At 46.6% G+C, this 16537-nt stretch carries 13 protein-coding genes and 1 pseudogene; 9 read left to right on the top strand and 5 right to left on the bottom strand.

Annotated elements, in window-relative coordinates; translation table 11 throughout:
* The first annotated feature begins 56 nt into the window (after positions 1 to 56).
* The 5 genes and pseudogenes from AB9P05_RS22485 to AB9P05_RS22465 all read left to right on the top strand — a co-directional run bounded on the left by AB9P05_RS22485 (position 57) and on the right by AB9P05_RS22465 (position 4482).
* A complete protein-coding gene (locus AB9P05_RS22485; RefSeq protein ID WP_371911088.1) occupies positions 57 to 860 on the top strand; it encodes a M57 family metalloprotease in 804 nt (267 codons plus the stop codon).
* An 88-nt stretch (positions 861 to 948) separates the two neighbouring features.
* Complete coding sequence (locus tag AB9P05_RS22480; protein ID WP_371911087.1) at positions 949 to 1755, top strand: M57 family metalloprotease; 807 nt, start codon at positions 949 to 951, stop codon at positions 1753 to 1755.
* Between the two features lie 152 nt (positions 1756 to 1907).
* Positions 1908 to 2720 (top strand): annotated as a pseudogene (locus tag AB9P05_RS22475) (M57 family metalloprotease).
* Between the two features lie 89 nt (positions 2721 to 2809).
* Positions 2810 to 3616, top strand: a complete 807-nt coding sequence (locus AB9P05_RS22470; protein ID WP_371911086.1) for a M57 family metalloprotease — start codon at positions 2810 to 2812, stop codon at positions 3614 to 3616.
* Between the two features lie 62 nt (positions 3617 to 3678).
* Positions 3679 to 4482, top strand: coding sequence for a M57 family metalloprotease (locus AB9P05_RS22465; protein WP_371911085.1), 804 nt, complete (start codon positions 3679 to 3681; stop codon positions 4480 to 4482).
* 222 nt (positions 4483 to 4704) lie between these two features.
* On the opposite strand, the gene AB9P05_RS22460 is transcribed toward AB9P05_RS22465, so the two are convergent.
* Positions 4705 to 5871: a lactonase family protein gene (locus AB9P05_RS22460; protein ID WP_371911084.1), complete on the bottom strand. Its 1167-nt coding sequence runs from the start codon at positions 5869 to 5871 to the stop codon at positions 4705 to 4707.
* A gap of 66 nt (positions 5872 to 5937) precedes the next feature.
* Between AB9P05_RS22460 and AB9P05_RS22455 the strand changes: the two genes are divergently transcribed.
* Both AB9P05_RS22455 and AB9P05_RS22450 read left to right on the top strand, forming a co-directional pair.
* A complete protein-coding gene (locus AB9P05_RS22455; protein WP_371911083.1) occupies positions 5938 to 8178 on the top strand; it encodes an FUSC family protein in 2241 nt (746 codons plus the stop codon).
* Positions 8179 to 8280: 102 nt separating this feature from the next.
* On the top strand, positions 8281 to 8472 hold the full coding sequence (locus AB9P05_RS22450) for a hypothetical protein (protein WP_371911082.1): 192 nt from the start codon (positions 8281 to 8283) through the stop codon (positions 8470 to 8472).
* Positions 8473 to 8810: 338 nt separating this feature from the next.
* Here AB9P05_RS22450 and AB9P05_RS22445 read toward each other — a convergent pair whose 3' ends face one another.
* On the bottom strand, positions 8811 to 10610 hold the full coding sequence (locus AB9P05_RS22445) for a patatin-like phospholipase family protein (protein WP_371911081.1): 1800 nt from the start codon (positions 10608 to 10610) through the stop codon (positions 8811 to 8813).
* A 207-nt stretch (positions 10611 to 10817) separates the two neighbouring features.
* Between AB9P05_RS22445 and AB9P05_RS22440 the strand changes: the two genes are divergently transcribed.
* Both AB9P05_RS22440 and AB9P05_RS22435 read left to right on the top strand, forming a co-directional pair.
* Positions 10818 to 11333 carry a M23 family metallopeptidase gene (locus AB9P05_RS22440; RefSeq protein ID WP_371911080.1) on the top strand — a complete coding sequence of 172 codons (516 nt, stop codon included), beginning with the start codon at positions 10818 to 10820 and terminating at the stop codon, positions 11331 to 11333.
* Positions 11334 to 11834: 501 nt separating this feature from the next.
* A complete protein-coding gene (locus AB9P05_RS22435; RefSeq protein WP_371911079.1) occupies positions 11835 to 11978 on the top strand; it encodes a hypothetical protein in 144 nt (47 codons plus the stop codon).
* Positions 11979 to 12057: 79 nt separating this feature from the next.
* Here AB9P05_RS22435 and AB9P05_RS22430 read toward each other — a convergent pair whose 3' ends face one another.
* The 3 genes from AB9P05_RS22430 to AB9P05_RS22420 all read right to left on the bottom strand — a co-directional run bounded on the left by AB9P05_RS22430 (position 12058) and on the right by AB9P05_RS22420 (position 15988).
* On the bottom strand, positions 12058 to 13572 hold the full coding sequence (locus AB9P05_RS22430) for a GAF domain-containing protein (RefSeq protein WP_371911078.1): 1515 nt from the start codon (positions 13570 to 13572) through the stop codon (positions 12058 to 12060).
* Positions 13573 to 13863: 291 nt separating this feature from the next.
* Positions 13864 to 15432, bottom strand: coding sequence for a hypothetical protein (locus tag AB9P05_RS22425; RefSeq protein ID WP_371911077.1), 1569 nt, complete (start codon positions 15430 to 15432; stop codon positions 13864 to 13866).
* Positions 15433 to 15448: 16 nt separating this feature from the next.
* Positions 15449 to 15988 carry a tetratricopeptide repeat protein gene (locus tag AB9P05_RS22420; RefSeq protein ID WP_371911076.1) on the bottom strand — a complete coding sequence of 180 codons (540 nt, stop codon included), beginning with the start codon at positions 15986 to 15988 and terminating at the stop codon, positions 15449 to 15451.
* Between the last annotated feature and the right edge of the window lie 549 nt (positions 15989 to 16537).

Here is a 16537-nt window from a genome sequence, read left to right as displayed (position 1 = left end):
TAACAATCTATAATAACTCCGTAACCAATTAATACTTAATTTTAATAAACCAAGTTATGAAGAAGTCGTTCAATCTCCTCCCTGTAGTTGGCGGAGCACTAGCTATGCTTATGAGCGTTTCATCCTGCTCTGACAAAATGGATGAGGAAGTTATTTCCAACAACCCCTCTGACCAGGTCCCTGCTGAAGTAGTGTCTAAGCTTGATAGATTCGGTTTCAATACCGATGGTATTAAGATGGACGGCCAGAACTATCTTGTAGAAGGTGACATGGTAATGACCCCTGAAGCACTTGCTGAACTTGGCGAAGGTATCAGCGTTCCCGGTATCGCCGGTGAAGAGCAGTACCGTACCTCAAACCTCGTAAATTGTAATGGCAGCCGTACAATCCGTGTACGCTCGTACATTACAAGCGGTGCCAGAAGCCAGGGTGTTGACTACGCTATTGCTAACTGGAATGCACTAAATACGTGCTTCACCTTCCAGCGTGTATTCAGCGGTTCTGCAGACATTAACATTTACTCTACTTCAGGATCAGGTGGATCTGCCGGATTCCCTTCAGGCGGAAACCCCTACGGTACTGTTTACATCGGTAGTGGCATCACTAACAACCAGGTGGCCGAGCACGTAACTACTCACGAGATGGGTCACTGCTTTGGTATGCGTCACACTGACTACATGAACCGTTCTTACTCTTGCGGTAGCGGTGGAAACGAAGGTAGCGCCGGTGTAGGTGCTATCCACATCCCTGGTACTCCTACTGGTATCGATGGTAGCTCTATCATGCTTTCATGCTACTCCAGCAATACAAATGGAGAGTTTGGCTCATATGACAGAGCAGCACTGGAATCCCTGTACTAATCAGGAATCTATTTAAAGAATTTTGTTTAAAAGGCTTCCTGTTCTGGCAGGAAGCCTTTTATTTTTTTATCCATCCTTATCACCCACTATGAAAGATTTTATTAAACTCACTTACCAGGCATTCTTTTGCCTGGCGGTAATGCTCATCTTTTCCTGCTCAGACAATGTACAGGAAGAACTAGGCTCCGATGCGCGGTCTGAAGAAGTTCCTTCTGCTGTGATCGACAAACTTCAGGATGTTGGATTTTTGCCCTGTGATATCCAGCGGCAGGGAGAAAACTATCTGGCGGAAGGTGATATTGTCATCACTCCCGCAGCCCTGGCTGAAATGGAAAACCTTGTAAGCGTGCCGGGAGTGGCGGGCGAGGAACAGTACCGCACCTGCAATCTGGTTAATTGTAATGGAGGCCGTATCATAAGGGTATACGGAAGTGGTCTGAGCGGCACTCTTAGTACCGGGTTGGACTGGGCACTCGCTAACTATAACAGTATTAACCTTTGTCTGACATTTCAGCGCGTATATAGCGGCCTGGCTGATATCACTATTTACGCTACTTCCGGTGCTGGTGGATCTGCAGGCTGGCCCTCAGGAGGAAATCCATATCCCAGAGTATATGTAAGCACCAGCCTGGCGGCTTACGGCGCTAATGTATGTGAGCATGTTATTGGTCATGAGATTGGCCACTGCCTGGGTATGCGCCACACCGATTACTTTAACAGATCCTATAGCTGTGGCAGTGGAGGCAACGAAGGTTCCGGCGGGGTATGTGCCATTCATGTACCCGGGACTCCTACATCTTATGATCCTAATTCATTATATAATAGCTGTTTTAGCTCTGGTGCTACCGGCGAATTGTCGAATTATGACATTGCGGCTCTGCAGTACCTGTACTAGGTGACTTGCCTTTAAAAGCGGTTCTATGTACCTGAATAGAGCGGTTAGGTAATAGAATTGATGGGTTCGGGTGTTTTTGTCTGACTAAAAGAGTTCCCGGTTTGCGAAGGGATATTTCAGTAATTTAATATCTCATCAAATCGCACTTAGCCATGCACAGACGCCTTGACCTTTCTATTATTTCGGCAGGACTAGTTCTTGCCGGTGTGTGCTGCCTTTCCTGCTCCCAAGAAACGGATATGGAGTTACAGTCGTTCGCTAATTCCAATGAAGTGCCCGGTGAGGTTCTGGATAAACTGACCAAAATCGGATTTTTACCCTGTGACATTAAGGTGAAAGAGGGTAATTACCTTTTAGAAGGAGATATTATCGTCACTCCGGAAGCTTTAGCCGAGATGTCTGACCCTGTCAGTGTACCTGGACCTGCCGGAGAAGAGCAATATCGTACCTGTAACCGGGTGTCTTATGACCGGGATGGAAGAGTGATAAAGATAAATGGTTCCAGACTACGGGGCTCCCTTAGTACCGGGCTGGACTGGGCTATTTATAATTACAATATCCTGGGTCTCTACCTCACCTTTCAGCGAGTATCCACGGGGCCTGCAGATATTACTGTCTATACCATGTCCGGCAATGGGGGGTTAGCGGGTTTCCCCAGTGGAGGGAATCCCTACTCATCGATTTTTATTGGTATGGGCTTGTATTACTACGATGCTAATGTCTCGGAGCATGTTTGAGGACATGAAATCGGGCACTGTATAGGCATGCGGCACACAGATTATTTCGATACCTCATTCTCCTGCGGCTCCGGCGGGAACGAGGGGGCAGGCAGTGATTGCGCGCTCTCTATTCCAGGAACACCAACGAGTTACGATGCGAGCTCCTTATTTAATGCCTGCTTTACCTTCACCACTAATGGTGAAATGTCCTATTATGACAGGATTGCTCTGGACTATTTGTATTGATTTGAACCTATACTTATACCTGATTCAAAATGCTATCCGGCCTTCCAGATCAGGGTAGCATTATATGTTAACTAATAAATAACCACGTTATGAAGAAAGCTTTTTACCTGCTGCCTATGATAGGTGGTGCTATTGCTATGATGATGAGCGTGTCATCCTGCTCAGATAAAATGGATGAAGACCTTCTTTCACAGAACCAATCCTCTGCCGCTCAGGTGCCGGAAGCAGTGGCGGCTAAGCTGGATGGGCTTGGGTTCAGCACCGAAGACCTCCGTATGCAGGGCCAGAACTATTTATTACAGGGAGATATGGTGCTTACCCCGGAGGCACTCACTGAAATGGGAGAACCTTTCACGGTATCCGGCCCTTCTGGCGAACAGTATCGAACCTATAATCTTGCAAATTGTGGTGGGGGCCGCGTAATAACCATAAGGAGTTACGTATCCGGATCCATAGACACAGGGCTTGATTATGCTATTGCTAATTACAATGCCCTTAATACATGTCTGTATTTTCAGCGTGTATATAGCGGAACGGCAGATATTAGCATATACCCTGCGTCAGGTGCTACTGTTTCCTCCGGCTTCCCCTCAGGTGGCAATCCCTATCCTTCAATCTATCTGGGAAATACGCTTTCCTATTATGGGATAAATGTCATTGAGCATCTTATTACTCATGAGATCGGGCATTGCCTGGGTATGATCCATACTGATTACTTTAACCCATCCCTTTCTTGTGGTACCTCTTCAGGCACTACCACTATCGGAGTGGTTCATATACCAGGTACCCCTACAGGCGCCGACCCTCTTTCAATATTCAATTCATGTGTCAGGAGTGGTACCAATGGTGAATTCTCCAATTTTGACAGAGTAGCCCTGGAATACCTTTATAAATGAAAAGCCTCCGTCCGGGTGTATGCCTGGCGGAGGCTTTTACGCTTATTTTAAATTATAAACCTATGAAAAAACAGTTTACATCTATTACCCTAACGGCTGGCTGCTTTGTGGCGCTGCTGTTATCCATTGCTTCATGCTCCGATAAGCCGGAAGAAGTATTGCCTTCAAATTCGAATAAAACCATACCGGCTGAGGTAATCGAAACTTTCAGGCAACTTGGATTCGATACAGAAACTATCCGGTTAGAAGGTGAAAGTTATCTCCTGGAAGGGGATATCCTTGTCACCCCTGAAGAGCTTGTGGGAATGTCAGATAATCATCATGATACCGGAGGTAGTAAAGAAGAGCAGTATCGTGTATATAACGCGGTGAGCTGTAACGGAGGCCGCACCATCACCATTTTTGGGAACCTTACCGGCACTCTTAGCTCGGGGCTTGATTGGGCCATCGCTAATTACAATGCAGTTAATACCTGCTTTACTTTTCAACGAATATACAGGGGCACAGCTGATATTACCATCACTGAGATACCCGGCGTATGGGCTTACTCCGGTTACCCTACTAGCGGAAACCCTTATCCGGGAATTTACATTGGTTCAGGAGCTGCCAGCTATGGTACCAACTATGTGGAGTGCCTGTTTACGCACAACATAGGACATTGCATGGGCATGGCACATACTGATCCGTTTGCCGGAGCTGGTGGCTGCCCTAATGATGTTGGTAGTACCCCCGGGGTAGTTCATATACCAGGTACCCCTACCGGGAGCGATAGCAATTCTATCTTCAATACATGTGCATGCGCAAATAAAGCGACTACAGGGGAACTCTCCACCTATGATAAGGCAGGATTTACCTATTTATACTAATGGTAGAATGGCTTAGTGAAATAGCCGGTATATGGAACCGGGGCATTATAGATATTCTCCGGCTACTTACTGATCCTTGAGAGGAGGGTGTTTTTGCTCTGAAAGTACTGTAAATGAGTGAGGCCCTGAGCGGCCAGGGCTTATTTACACTTGTGAATGGAAAGTACGATTAATTAATGCTGGCCGTCTGTTTCGGCCAGCTTTTCTATTTTTTACGGTATGTTACTCTTCTATCATAATAAAATGTACCGGTGAGCCACTCCGGTAGGTTTCACCGGTGGGGCTAAGTGTGCCTGTTTCTGGGTTTCTTGTAAAAACCACTATCGTATGGCTGTCCTGGTGAGCGGCAAGCAGGTATGTTCCGTTGGGTGATAGTATGAAATTACGTGGTGTGTCTCCACCGCTTGCAACTATTTCTACGGGCGTAAGTGTGCCATCTTCATTTACACTGAAGCTGCTAATGGTATCTGCTCTGCTGCGGTTAGATACATAAACATATTTGCCATCAGGGGAGATTCTTACCTCTGCGGCCTGGTTCTTTCCATTATATGATTCACCATAGAGCTTATAATTCTCACGGTGGCTCAGGTGGCCTTTCTCATCCACATCAAGTACTTCCAGTTCACCCCCCATCTCTTTCACGAGATAAGCGGTATTTCCCCTGATCAGGATGTGTCTGGGGCCGGAGCCGGGTGATGTTTTATACACCATTTTCTGATCAGTAGCTAAGGGCTCTTTCCGGCCGGGAAAGTAAGGATATGTGATCACCTCATCTGTTCCCAGGTCAGTTACATACAGCAGGTTTTTCCCGGGATGCGGGTATACCCCATGCACATGTGGCCCTTCTTGCCTGGACTTGTCCACGCTGCTGCCACTGTGCTGCACGGTTTGGAGAACTTCACCGAGGCTGCCATCTTCCCTGACTGATATTACGCTTAAGTTGCCACCGGAATAGTTGGCGACGAACAGCAGTGACCCGTCCCGTGAGAGTGAAACATAGCATGGATCGCCACCACCGGAGGGCTTGGTGTTTATATGAGTAAGGACACCCTTTTCTTTATCAAAGCGGAAGGCACTTACGGCCCCTTCTTTATCTTCATGCAGTTCATTAACGGCATACACAAAATCACCGTCAGCCGAAGAGGCCAGAAAGCTGGGGTTAGGCACCTTAAGGGTGGAAACGGTCTCCAGTGTGCCACTATCCGGGTGATAGTGGTACACGCTGATGCCGGGCCCTTCATTGTTGCCTTCGGTATAGCTGCCTGTGAGCAGGTAATATGTTGAATCTCTTTTGATGCCTTGTGCGTATAGGTGTTCTGTAGTATAAAAAAAACAAATAAACAGCCAAATGATTAGGGCTGAATAAAGGGGCGATGTATGTTGCCTCATCTCATAAAATTTTCCTTAATATAAGGTAATTTTTTTGCACAGAGCCGGCTACGGATGCTATAGTTTATGTATCGAAATCTCCTTAGCACATTTACGCATACTGATTTTTTCAAAGGGGTACTCCTCACTTTTGCCATCAGTATACCATTGCTCACGGCTTACCTGGCAGGTGATATAAGCTATGGTATCGGGGTGGCTCTGGGGGTGCTGATGTGCTCCGCCAGTGATGTGCCGGGTAGCTACCGCCACCGCACCACAGGTATATTGTCTGCTGCAACATTGGCAGGACTGATAACGCTGGTCATGGGGCTGGTAGCTGGTAGTAATATTCTGTTACTTATGGCGATCGGCGTACTGTCTTTTGCCGGTTCTTTCCTTTCCGTCTTCGGGTTTCGTGCCTCCCTGGTAGCCTTTGCAGGGTTGATGGCCGTGGTACTGAGCCTGGCGGGTTCCCGCTCAGGCGAAATGCTTTACCTGCATGCCGCTGGGGTTTTTGCCGGTGGTCTTTGGTACCTGCTTCTTTCTACCCTGTTCAATTTTGTGACGGAGAAAAGGCAGTCAAACCAGTTGCTGGCCGACTGCATGGGCCTTACCGTAGCTTACCTGGCTGCGCACAGTACTGGCAAAGATGAGGGCAAGGGTGATAACAGCGCTGCCAGAGAACGCCTCTCTTTACAGTCTTCCCTTAACGAGGTGCACGAAACGCTGAGGGAGTTTTTGCTGGAAAAAAGAAGGCACTCAGGGGCTTCAAATTATCATAATCGTCAGTTGATGCTTTTCACTGAGCTGGTGGATATCTATGAGCTAAGTCTCGGTGAGGCTGGTGCCTGGCAGACGGCCGCAGAGTCGGTACAGGAATATGATGAGAGGTTGCCGGGAGCGTTTCATGACTTTCATGAAGAAATCATAGTCAGCCTTCGCAGGCTGGAGGGGGTGCTGAGGTATGGAGACAGCCAGCCGGAGACCTTACCGTTGGAGATGCTTGCCAGAAAGGCCAGGGAAGCGATCAGGGAGTTTGTGGAACGCAGGGGACTGCCGGAGGCAAGAACAGGTGCATTAGCTATGCATAACCTGCTGGACTACCTGGTAAAGTTATCCGAAAAAACGGAAGCAATGGCCCGGGTGCTGGCGGACATTTCACAGCAGAAGAAGCTAATGCCACCAGGCCGCCGCCACCAGTTCATTACCCAGCAGGATTATGATCCCCGGCGGTTAGTAGAAAACCTGGATCTGCGTTCACCTATGTTTCGTCATTCCCTGCGGATGGCGCTTACCATGATGGCCGGCTTTGTAATAGGTCGCTTATTTGATATACAAAATGCTTACTGGATACTGCTTACTATCGTAGTGATCATGAGGCCAAACTACAGCCTGACCAAGCAGCGGGCCATTCAGCGGCTATACGGTACGCTCATAGGCTCCGGAGTGGCATTGCTGGTGATACTGATCACCAAAAACATGATCGTATATGGAGTGGCAGGCATGATAAGTATGGTCTTTGCCTTTACCTATATCCGTAAGAATTACAAGCTGTCCTCTATTTTCATTACCCTCAACATCATCTTCATATACGTACTTATTCAGCCGGATGCGCTTACAGTAGTGCAGTACCGTGTACTGGATACTCTAACGGGAGCGGCCCTGGCTTACCTGGCTAATACCTTTTTACTACCCTCGTGGGAGTATGAGAATATCCATAAAGTGGCAAAAGAAGCTGTAAAGGCTAATGGTGGCTATATGTCTGAAGTGTCAGCATACTACCGTAAGGGGGGAGAGGTGACCGATAGTTACAGACTGGCCAGGAAGAAGGCTTTTCTTGCTGTGGGGGCATTGAATGCAGCATTTCAGCGCATGTCTCAGGATCCGAAGACCAAGCAGCCGGACCTGACACTGGTATACGAAGTAACTGCGCTCAACCAGAATTTTCTCACGGCTGTAGCGTCACTGGGAGCCTATATCCGCAGTCATCCGACAGGCATAGCCAAGGAAGCGGTAGGTCTTATGACAGAAGCTATATGTGATAAGCTGGAAGAGGGGCTTGAAAGCCAGCCTGAGATAGCCACCATGCCGGATGAAGGGGGAGTCTCTAAGATAAATGAGGCAAGAGATATGTTGCACAAAAGCTACGAAGAAGTGGCCCGGGAGCGGGACAGTGAGATTGCCGGGGGGCGGAAGGAAATAAGTCTTGATATGCTTAACCGCCTTCAGGAGTTAAGAATAATCACTGACCAGCTAAACTGGCTTTATGGCATGGGACACAACCTAACAGAAAAAATGGAACGCTTGCCTATGGCCTTCAATGCTTAAACTGTCTAATAATTGGTAACTTTAAATTGATTTTGTTATATTAAAAACAATCTGTTTAAACAGATAAATTTTACCAGTTTATTAACGTTTACTTCAACAACTATGAAAAAGAGACTAAGCCTCGAAAAACTGAGCGTAAACAGCTTCAAAACCACTTATCAGAAAGCCGTAAAAGGTGGAAATCAGACCATTGATTTTTGTACTGAAGGCTACCAGTGCCCTACGTATACGTACAATGAGTGGTGCTGGACTGATGAGAATACGGTTGGTGCATTCTGCACAGCTCCTAAGTAAGCATCTATTGCAATTTGCATAAAAGCCCCGGCCTAAAGCCGGGGCTTTCTTTTTTTGTACCTATTAGAATACGCACAGGTATGATAAGGCAGGGTTTTATGCCCCTGGCAGGCGTATTTTGCATCTTTTATTTTTAGCTGACTGACTTTGGCAGCACCTTTTCTATGGAGAGGTTTGACTATTTCTCCATTCCTTTGCCACGCTTACCTTTAGGGGAACTGTGTTCACTATCAGCCTCATTATCTACTGCCTCGCCTCGGGCTTCTTTGTTGGATACCTTGTTACTTGGGTAAAGCTGCACTCTGTCCTCGAAAAGTGCCACCAATAGGGGATTCCCTCTACAAGTAAGAGGGTTCTTTTATTAGCCAGAGGGGATCTTGTAAAAACTTAGTCCGGTCTTCTTCCAGTGTCTGTCGCAGGGTAAGCAGGTTAGTCTTTTCCTGTTCGTTAATAATGGTCTTCTGCATGAGATGCTCATGCGCTGTTCCTCTTTCGAGTGCCTCGTCATCCTCTTCCTCGTTAGCCGGTGAATCGTCTATGGCTTTGTCCAGTAACTGGTCTATGTACTCAATTAATTTATAGCAAAGAGTGGCCTGACCGCTTGCAATGAGGTGATCCATCATTTGCTGATCGTTCTCCTGGGCAGTAAACCACAAGGTAGTAGGCATGAGTCGCACCAGGTTGGCCGTTTTGGCCAGGGGAGAGTCTGCAGGAATCTTTCCACTACGTACCTGCTGCTGTAAGAAGTATATTTCGCTATATACCCGCCTGTCCTTCCATTGCGGATCGCTGTAAAGGATAGTCTGATGCAGGCTGCGAATACTTTTCAAAAATATCTCTGATGTCATCAGCATAACCGAACTTATCCGGTCCTTGATAAGCCTGCGCATCAGCCCCCACTTCAGGCTGCGAAAATATTTAAGGTATTTCTGGGCAAAGGAGGGAAGGCCTTCTTCGATATTATGAATGCCACTGAAAAGGAGCCGGGACGCGCCACCCACTAAGGCAAAGAGTGTGCCCAGCACGGCCGCTGGCACTGGGTATCCGAAATAGGCTGTGCCTAAAGCACTAACAAACAGAGCAGCGATAAAAACCGTAAGCCATTTCTTAGCCGAGCGATAAGAAAACCGGGAAAGGAAGCCCTTAGAGGGAGCCTTATCAAAGGTGTAATCATCTATAAAGTAGCTGGCCACATCGCTGACGATGATAAGCTGATGGTAGGGCTTTTCCTTATGGCCCCGGTCAAGGGCCAGTACACTGCTGGTGCCCTGGTTATCATAAATACCTCCATCCATCAGGCCGGTCACCGGGTTAAAAAAGTCTGACTCCTGCTCGATATCGTATTTTACTTTCGCTTTTTCAAACTCGTTCTTCGTTTGCTTAAGCTTGTTTTCCAGCGAACCTATCTTTTCGCGGCGTTCTTTATTTATACGATGAGCGAGGGGACTATTGCGGTCGCGGATAAAATCATCCGGAAAAGCGATAGGTTCAAAGCCACCGGGAAAACAGGACGAGGCAGCCATTACATCCCCCAGTTTTATTTCCGCTATCTCTTCTGCCTTAAGGTAGCCTGTAGGCTCTCCGTATCCTTTCCTGGAAAAAACATACCCATTGCCAAAACGCATATTCTTTTCGGTGGACATAAACCGGAAGGCTGAGCCGTGGTCGAATTCCGTGGCATTAAAAAACATATTCTTCAGGTGTACAGGTTTTTCCGGACTTATAAGTGCCGACATATCCTGTTCATCGAAGAGGAGCTTTTGGTAAACCTTGGAAGCGCTATTAATGAGGTTCCTGCGTTTGAGTCCGTCTTCCCACGCATTTTTGTCATTAAGTAGCACCAGGCTCTCCTCTATTACATCCGTTTTAGGCAGTAACTCCCTTAGGAGGCGATACGTATCCTCAAAAGACCGGCCCTGATACAGGTCCAGCGCATAGCGAATACCCGGTATGGTGCCTCCTGATACAGTGCTTATGGTAATCACATTTTCCAGAAGGGACTTGCCATTATATTGTAAATGCTGAAGATAGGAGAGGGTGCCCAGGCTGTAGGAGGCGGCCCGGTAACCTCCGCCACTAAGGCAAAGGGCTATATTGCTAAAGGGATGACTAAGGGGGCTGGGGTTTTCAGAGGCCATTTTTCGTAATTTTAGCGGATTGACTTCTCTACTGGTACAGAATAATTGTTTTCATTGACAAAATGTAATATTTGTTTTACATAATAATTCTGTGGGTTTATTATACGGAACCTAAATTCGTTAAAATGGAGTAAATGCCATTAAGAGACATTGAACATTGTCAAGCTATCCTTTAGCATCTACTAACTCTTATCACCTATTACTTCTATGCGTAGAGTTCATCACTATTTATTATTGATTGTATGTTTGCTCACAGACGGATTTCTGCTGCCGGAAGACTTCAGGATGCCGGTGGTGGGGGCAAGCCGTGCGGATTATAACCAGGCATCTTTTTGGTACCATCCCTGGGGTAAGTCAGGTGTGCACAAAGGGGTGGATATTTTCGCAGCAGACAACACACCCGTACAGCCGGCCGTCAGCGGTATTGTGATCTACACCGGCAAGTTTAAACGTGGGGGTAATGTGGTCTTGGTGCTGGGACCAAAGTGGCGGGTTCATTACTATGCCCATTTGAGCCGTATAGACACGGATGCCTTTTCAATAGTAGGGGAGGGAGACAACCTGGGTAGGGTGGGCACCACCGGCAATGCTGCCGGTAAACCTCCTCACTTACACTATGCTATTTTCTCCCTGCTTCCTTATTGGTGGCTTAGCGACGACTCTCCGCAGGGGGTAAGAAAGATGTGGTATCTGGACCCTGTGGCAAGGCTCAATGAGTTGTAAGGTGAACTACGGATGTTTCTTCTGATACGTAAGTGCTCTGTTGCGAGAGTGTTTTAGTCATTAACATACCAGATTGCCCGTTGTTAGCCTCTAGCTACTGGTTTACTTCAATTTGGTAAATGGTTGTAGGTCAGTGTATTTTGTTGCTGTCATTTAATAATACTTTTCCGGATTTTATCGCCGGGTTTATTGTAATATATGAAAAGACAGGCAGGCTTTTTCTTCTTACATCATCAGTGGAGTGGTGTGCAAAAAAACCATAAAGTACAATTAGCAAGTAGTATATCAAATGCCTGACCAAGCCGAACGATGGGCGAAGGAGGAGCCTTCTCTATACGGTTTAAAGACGGTTGAGGAACGGTTCAGGACTGGGTTGGGGATTGTGAAAAATCAGGATAAAATAGAGGGGGATAGGTGTTGAAATCTAATTGTAAAAATACAATTACCAGGTAAGCAATCAAGTTTAATTTTGCGCATGCCCGATATGCTTTCATTCTTGGCATGATGCAAGATAGGGATAGGAAGTCCTATTTGGTGAATAACGGATTTGAGCAAGTATATTACCTGAATGATAAAGCCGGCACCCTGCTGGCTAAATATAAAGAATGCTCGCTGAAGGCTCCGAAGGAAGAGGTTAACATATGATTGTCAGACGATCATATTAGAAAAAGCCTGCTATTGAGCAGGTTTTTTGTTGGTTGCCACGTGGTAGCACACTTCTGATTCATAGCCTCTTGAGTTTATCTTCTACTATTTGTTCAATATCCTCACGGCTTATACCCTCGCCGTCATATAGCAGATCGCTTATCTTTTTTATGATTGCGTCAAGCTCTTCCGTACTGGAAATCAACGTTTGAATCAGGACCTTATCACTCTCCAGGTGTACTTCTCTTGCTATGAGCTGAGACAGTCCCAGCACCCTTGCCAGTGGTGCCCGTAGCAGATGTGAGTTGATGAAGGCATACTCTGTCAGCAGTTTATTTTTTTCTTTCAGCGTACGTGTACGAAGGGTCACTTTCTCCTCCAGGGTGGAGTTGGCATCCTGCAGTTTTTCATTCAGCTCATTAAGCTGACCGTTCATGGAGGCGATTGCCTGGTTTTTGGTAGCCAGGTCCAGGTTGTTCGTCTGTAGTTGATTCAGGAGGTTTTTTATCCGGCGATTTTTAAAACTCAGCGCGATAAGGTCGGCGATAGATTGCACAAAAAGTATGTCCTCAATTTCCCAGTGACGGTGTCCGAATTTATTCTCGCAGCAGATAACGCCCCACACCTTTTGGTCTACTTTGATGGGGCAGTCCAGCATACTTTTAATATTCAATGGTTTCAGGTAACTGCTGGAAAACTCGCTGGTATCGGGGTGCAACAAAGCATCACTGGCATCAATATATGCCTTATTATAAATCGCCTGGAAGTAGGCGGGGTAGTTGGCCGCAAGCAGGCTTACCGGTTCATCACTATCTTCTGCCTCGTCGTAGATATATTTTCGCACCAGGTACTCCCGCTTTTCATCCAGTATCCATACGCTGGCCCGGTTTATCTCGAGGGTAGATACGACAGTACGGCAGAGAACATGAAAGAGGTGGTTTTCACCCTGGCGGTAAATTGACTTGTCTTTAGACAGGCGGATGAGGATTTCCTGGTAGTTGGTAAGTCGCTTATTTTTAAATTCAATTTCGTTTCTTAACGTTTCCAGTTCCTGATTTTTTGTCATCACTTTAGAGTAGGCCATGCCTAATAGCTGATAAAGCAGGTAGGCACATGCTATCATCAATGAAATAAAAATAGCTCCGGTGAGCAGGTAGGAGGGCAAAGAAGCTTCTATGGTATACGTGCCGTCTGTAATGCTGTCGGTATACAGGTAGTTAAACAGATGCGTAACCAGTACCACCAGGCCCCATATGCATGCAGAACGGATATTTTGCACGATGAGTGCTACTACCGGCACCAGAGGTAACCAGTAGATAACAACATGAAAGGTTAGGGGCAGGTTAAAAAAATGCGCCTCTATGAAAAAGTATATAGACGCTATTAATATGACTCTGACTAATTCAGACGAAGGATACTGGTACACCAGGTAGGTAACTACGAGTGCTTCAGTCACAAAAGCGAGGGCCAGTGCTGGTGAAGATGCTTTGAAGTCTGAAACGAACTCCGTGAGACAGAGGAAAAGTGCCGCCGTCATGTACACCAGTACTGAGTTTTTTATAGCTGGTTCCGACCGGATTTTGTAATCAGTCAAGCGCATGAATTAACGGTTGTTTACAGTCAGAGCCTACGTACAAATTTACTGCTTTGAGGAATATGTCACGAGGGCTGGTATTAATTTAAGGAGAAAAACTTAAACTAAAATTGGCTGACCAGGTGGGTTTTGTCCTGATTATTGTGAAAATATCCCCCCCTATGGTGGCTATTAGGGCTGATAAAGAGCAATCCTTGTACCTACATGATAATTTGATGCTGTAAGAAATACCCTCATATTATCTTACTGCCGCAGTACGCCAGTTGTATTATGTGAGGCCAAAATGGCGCTTCAGGTATTAAACATCAGGTAATCCCTTACGCTATCATCAGGAGCGAGGCCCAGCTTTTTCTTCAGACGGTTTATGCTCTTCTTGACAGTAGAAAGGGCCAGGTTCGTCGCCTGAGCTATCTCCTTATTCCCCATTCCCACCTTGATATACGCGCTGATTTTAAGGTCATTCAATGTCAGGTCGGGGTGAGAGGTCTTTAGCTGGCTGAAAAAGTCGGGGTGAACTGTCTCAAATTTATGGACAAAGCTATCCCAGCTATCTTTCATGTTCAGGCTGGCGAGAACTGATTTTCGAAGCTCTTCAACCTCAGGTTTCAGGCTGCCTGCCCTGGTTTCCAGTTCGGCCAGCTTCTTTTCCAGGTTGCTGAGGATGGCATTTTTTTCATGGGTTACCATAGCTGTGGCTGCCATTTCTCTTTCCTTTACCGCCAGGCTTTCCTCCATCAGCTCTTTTTCAAACTGCTGGTGCTGTATTTCCTTCTCTCTCAGTTCGCTTAGTTCTGTATTCTTCAATTGTAGTTCACGGTTTTTCTCCGCTACTTTACCATTCATGGCCTGGAGCTCTTTATTTTTTGCGGCAATGCTTTCGTTCATAGCCAGGAGCTGACTATTGTAGCTGGCTATGGTTTCATTTTGACTGCTCAGTATCTTATTGTCTCTCTTTTTAGTCCGGTTGCTACGGTAAAAGCTGTAGGCGAGCAGCCCGATAAGCAACAGGGCACCTATAGCAGAATACAGGTACCATCTATCACGGGCGCGTTCCTGTTGATAGAGGAGGTTCTGCCGGGTACGTTCTGCTTTTTGTAAGGCTTCTTCACGAATTATCCTGTCCTCATATTCACGCCTGGCTATTTCCAGGGCCATATCCTGGCTGTACACACTGTCCTTAATTTCGGCGGCTCTTTCTTTGTTTTTCAATGCCAGCCTGAAATCACCTTGGGCCTTATACGCCTTATAGAGTATCATGGCCTGTTTATAGCGCCCACCATCCGGATACTTTTCTTCCGCATCTTCACCAAATTGTGTAGCTAATGCGATGGCATCTCCAAATTCACCCTGCTTCAGCCGCAGGTCTGCCAGTGTCAGCGTGGTGCTTAATTCTGTCACACGGTATTTCCCCCGGGCCTCGTTCATGGCGCTGTCCAAATACTTTTCACTGATCGCTATTTCGTTTTGGGTAAGGTATACGGCGCCGAGAAGCCTGTAGGAATCGGCCATTCCCTGGGAGGCTTGTATAGGTTTGTATTGCTCCAGGGCATTGCGGGCATAGGCAAGGGCGCTGTCGTACGCTGCTTCCTCCAGATGCAGGTTAGCCATATGCTTATATACTGCGCCCAGTGAGCGTGGCTTTTCCTCTGCTTTGTAATAGGCTTCTGCCTCTTTCAGGTATTGCCTGGCCTGGTTCAGGTCGCGCAGCCTTTTGTAAACCGTAGAGAGCTTAACGGTTATAAACATGCTCAGGGTCTTATTGTCAATTTCTCCTGCTACTCTCCGTGCCAGTAACAGATTATCTAAAGCCTTTAATTCCTGTCCCTGCTCTGCATATAGTGCGCCCAGGTTCAGGTGCATGTAAGCGATACCTGCGCTATCCGGCAGGTCTATGGAGGCTTCCAGACTTTTCCTGAAATATACAATTGCGCTGTCCGGCTGTTTTTTGTTGTTTAGCTATAATAGCCAGATTATTATAGTTATAGCTTATGCCCTGCAGGTCGCCATCATATAGGATGAGGCTTTGATGGTGCATTGTTCTGGCCCGCTGCATTTCTCCCAGGTGATAATAGGTTATCCCCAGGTCGTTTATAGCTTTGGCCAGTTTCAGCCTCATTTTTTCTGAGGCGTGAGCCTTCATTTTCAATAAGGGTTCATAGGCTTCCGCAGCCTGTGGGTACTGCTGCTGGTCCAGGTAGTAGTCCCCAAGTATGATCTGGTAATACAAGCGGGCGTCAGGGTCGGGAGCAAGGGTAAGTATACTGTCAGCCTGTTGCAGATGGTATTTTACTTTTTCGTACTCATCATTCCACAATAAGGTGTCGGCCAGTTCAATATGGTCCCCGGGGGATTGGGCAGTAGCCGGATTGGGTATGAGGACCATGGCCAGAAAGAATAGGACCAGAAGTTTTTTCATAGAATGGTTGTCCGCATTAGGGTCACTGATTGCTCAGGGGGATAGGTAAACTTTACATCAATTTTAAGAAAGTGGATAACAAGTTGATAAAAAAAAGAGGAACCCCCGCGCAATCTCCATCGGGGCTAAAGCATTTCAAATGCTGTCACCCAATTGTCACCCTATTTCCGGGAAAATATTTGTATAAAACCGCAAATACATATAGCTATTTGTAGTGCAGGGATTTTCTTACATGGGTTTTATGGGCTTTGCTAATTTAATTTACCCCTTCTTCAGATGCGTTTGGCCGTCCCCGAAAGTAAAGACAGATGCTTTCACGTATCGATATAGCCTATTACTGCCTGATGTTTTTTTAAGGCCAGGTTGTAAAGCCTTTCCAAAAGCTAAAGACAGACAGGTAAATTCAATCGGTACCTTACATGGATAGCCTTGAGTGATGGCCTGCCACCCTTATGCCAACCTTTCTGCAGACTTTAATTAAGTGGTTTTTAACAAGTTTGTGATATGGCTCCTCATACTTAGCCTACACAGGAGGACCTTCAATTTTGC

This window comes from Roseivirga sp. BDSF3-8 (assembly GCF_041449215.1).
Lineage (GTDB): Bacteria > Bacteroidota > Bacteroidia > Cytophagales > Cyclobacteriaceae > JBGNFV01.
This window is presented reverse-complemented; position numbering and strand designations above follow the sequence as displayed.

What these genes read in the sequence shown, in the direction of transcription:
- AB9P05_RS22485 (WP_371911088.1), top strand. Translation starts at nt 57, where the DNA reads ATGAAGAAGTCGTTCAATCTCCTCCCTGTAGTTGGCGGAGCACTAGCT.
- AB9P05_RS22480 (WP_371911087.1), top strand. Translation starts at nt 949, where the DNA reads ATGAAAGATTTTATTAAACTCACTTACCAGGCATTCTTTTGCCTGGCG.
- AB9P05_RS22470 (WP_371911086.1), top strand. Translation starts at nt 2,810, where the DNA reads ATGAAGAAAGCTTTTTACCTGCTGCCTATGATAGGTGGTGCTATTGCT.
- AB9P05_RS22465 (WP_371911085.1), top strand. Translation starts at nt 3,679, where the DNA reads ATGAAAAAACAGTTTACATCTATTACCCTAACGGCTGGCTGCTTTGTG.
- AB9P05_RS22460 (WP_371911084.1), bottom strand. Translation starts at nt 5,871, where the DNA reads ATGAGGCAACATACATCGCCCCTTTATTCAGCCCTAATCATTTGGCTG.
- AB9P05_RS22455 (WP_371911083.1), top strand. Translation starts at nt 5,938, where the DNA reads ATGTATCGAAATCTCCTTAGCACATTTACGCATACTGATTTTTTCAAA.
- AB9P05_RS22450 (WP_371911082.1), top strand. Translation starts at nt 8,281, where the DNA reads ATGAAAAAGAGACTAAGCCTCGAAAAACTGAGCGTAAACAGCTTCAAA.
- AB9P05_RS22445 (WP_371911081.1), bottom strand. Translation starts at nt 10,610, where the DNA reads ATGGCCTCTGAAAACCCCAGCCCCCTTAGTCATCCCTTTAGCAATATA.
- AB9P05_RS22440 (WP_371911080.1), top strand. Translation starts at nt 10,818, where the DNA reads ATGCGTAGAGTTCATCACTATTTATTATTGATTGTATGTTTGCTCACA.
- AB9P05_RS22435 (WP_371911079.1), top strand. Translation starts at nt 11,835, where the DNA reads ATGATGCAAGATAGGGATAGGAAGTCCTATTTGGTGAATAACGGATTT.
- AB9P05_RS22425 (WP_371911077.1), bottom strand. Translation starts at nt 15,432, where the DNA reads ATGCACCTGAACCTGGGCGCACTATATGCAGAGCAGGGACAGGAATTA.
- AB9P05_RS22420 (WP_371911076.1), bottom strand. Translation starts at nt 15,988, where the DNA reads ATGAAAAAACTTCTGGTCCTATTCTTTCTGGCCATGGTCCTCATACCC.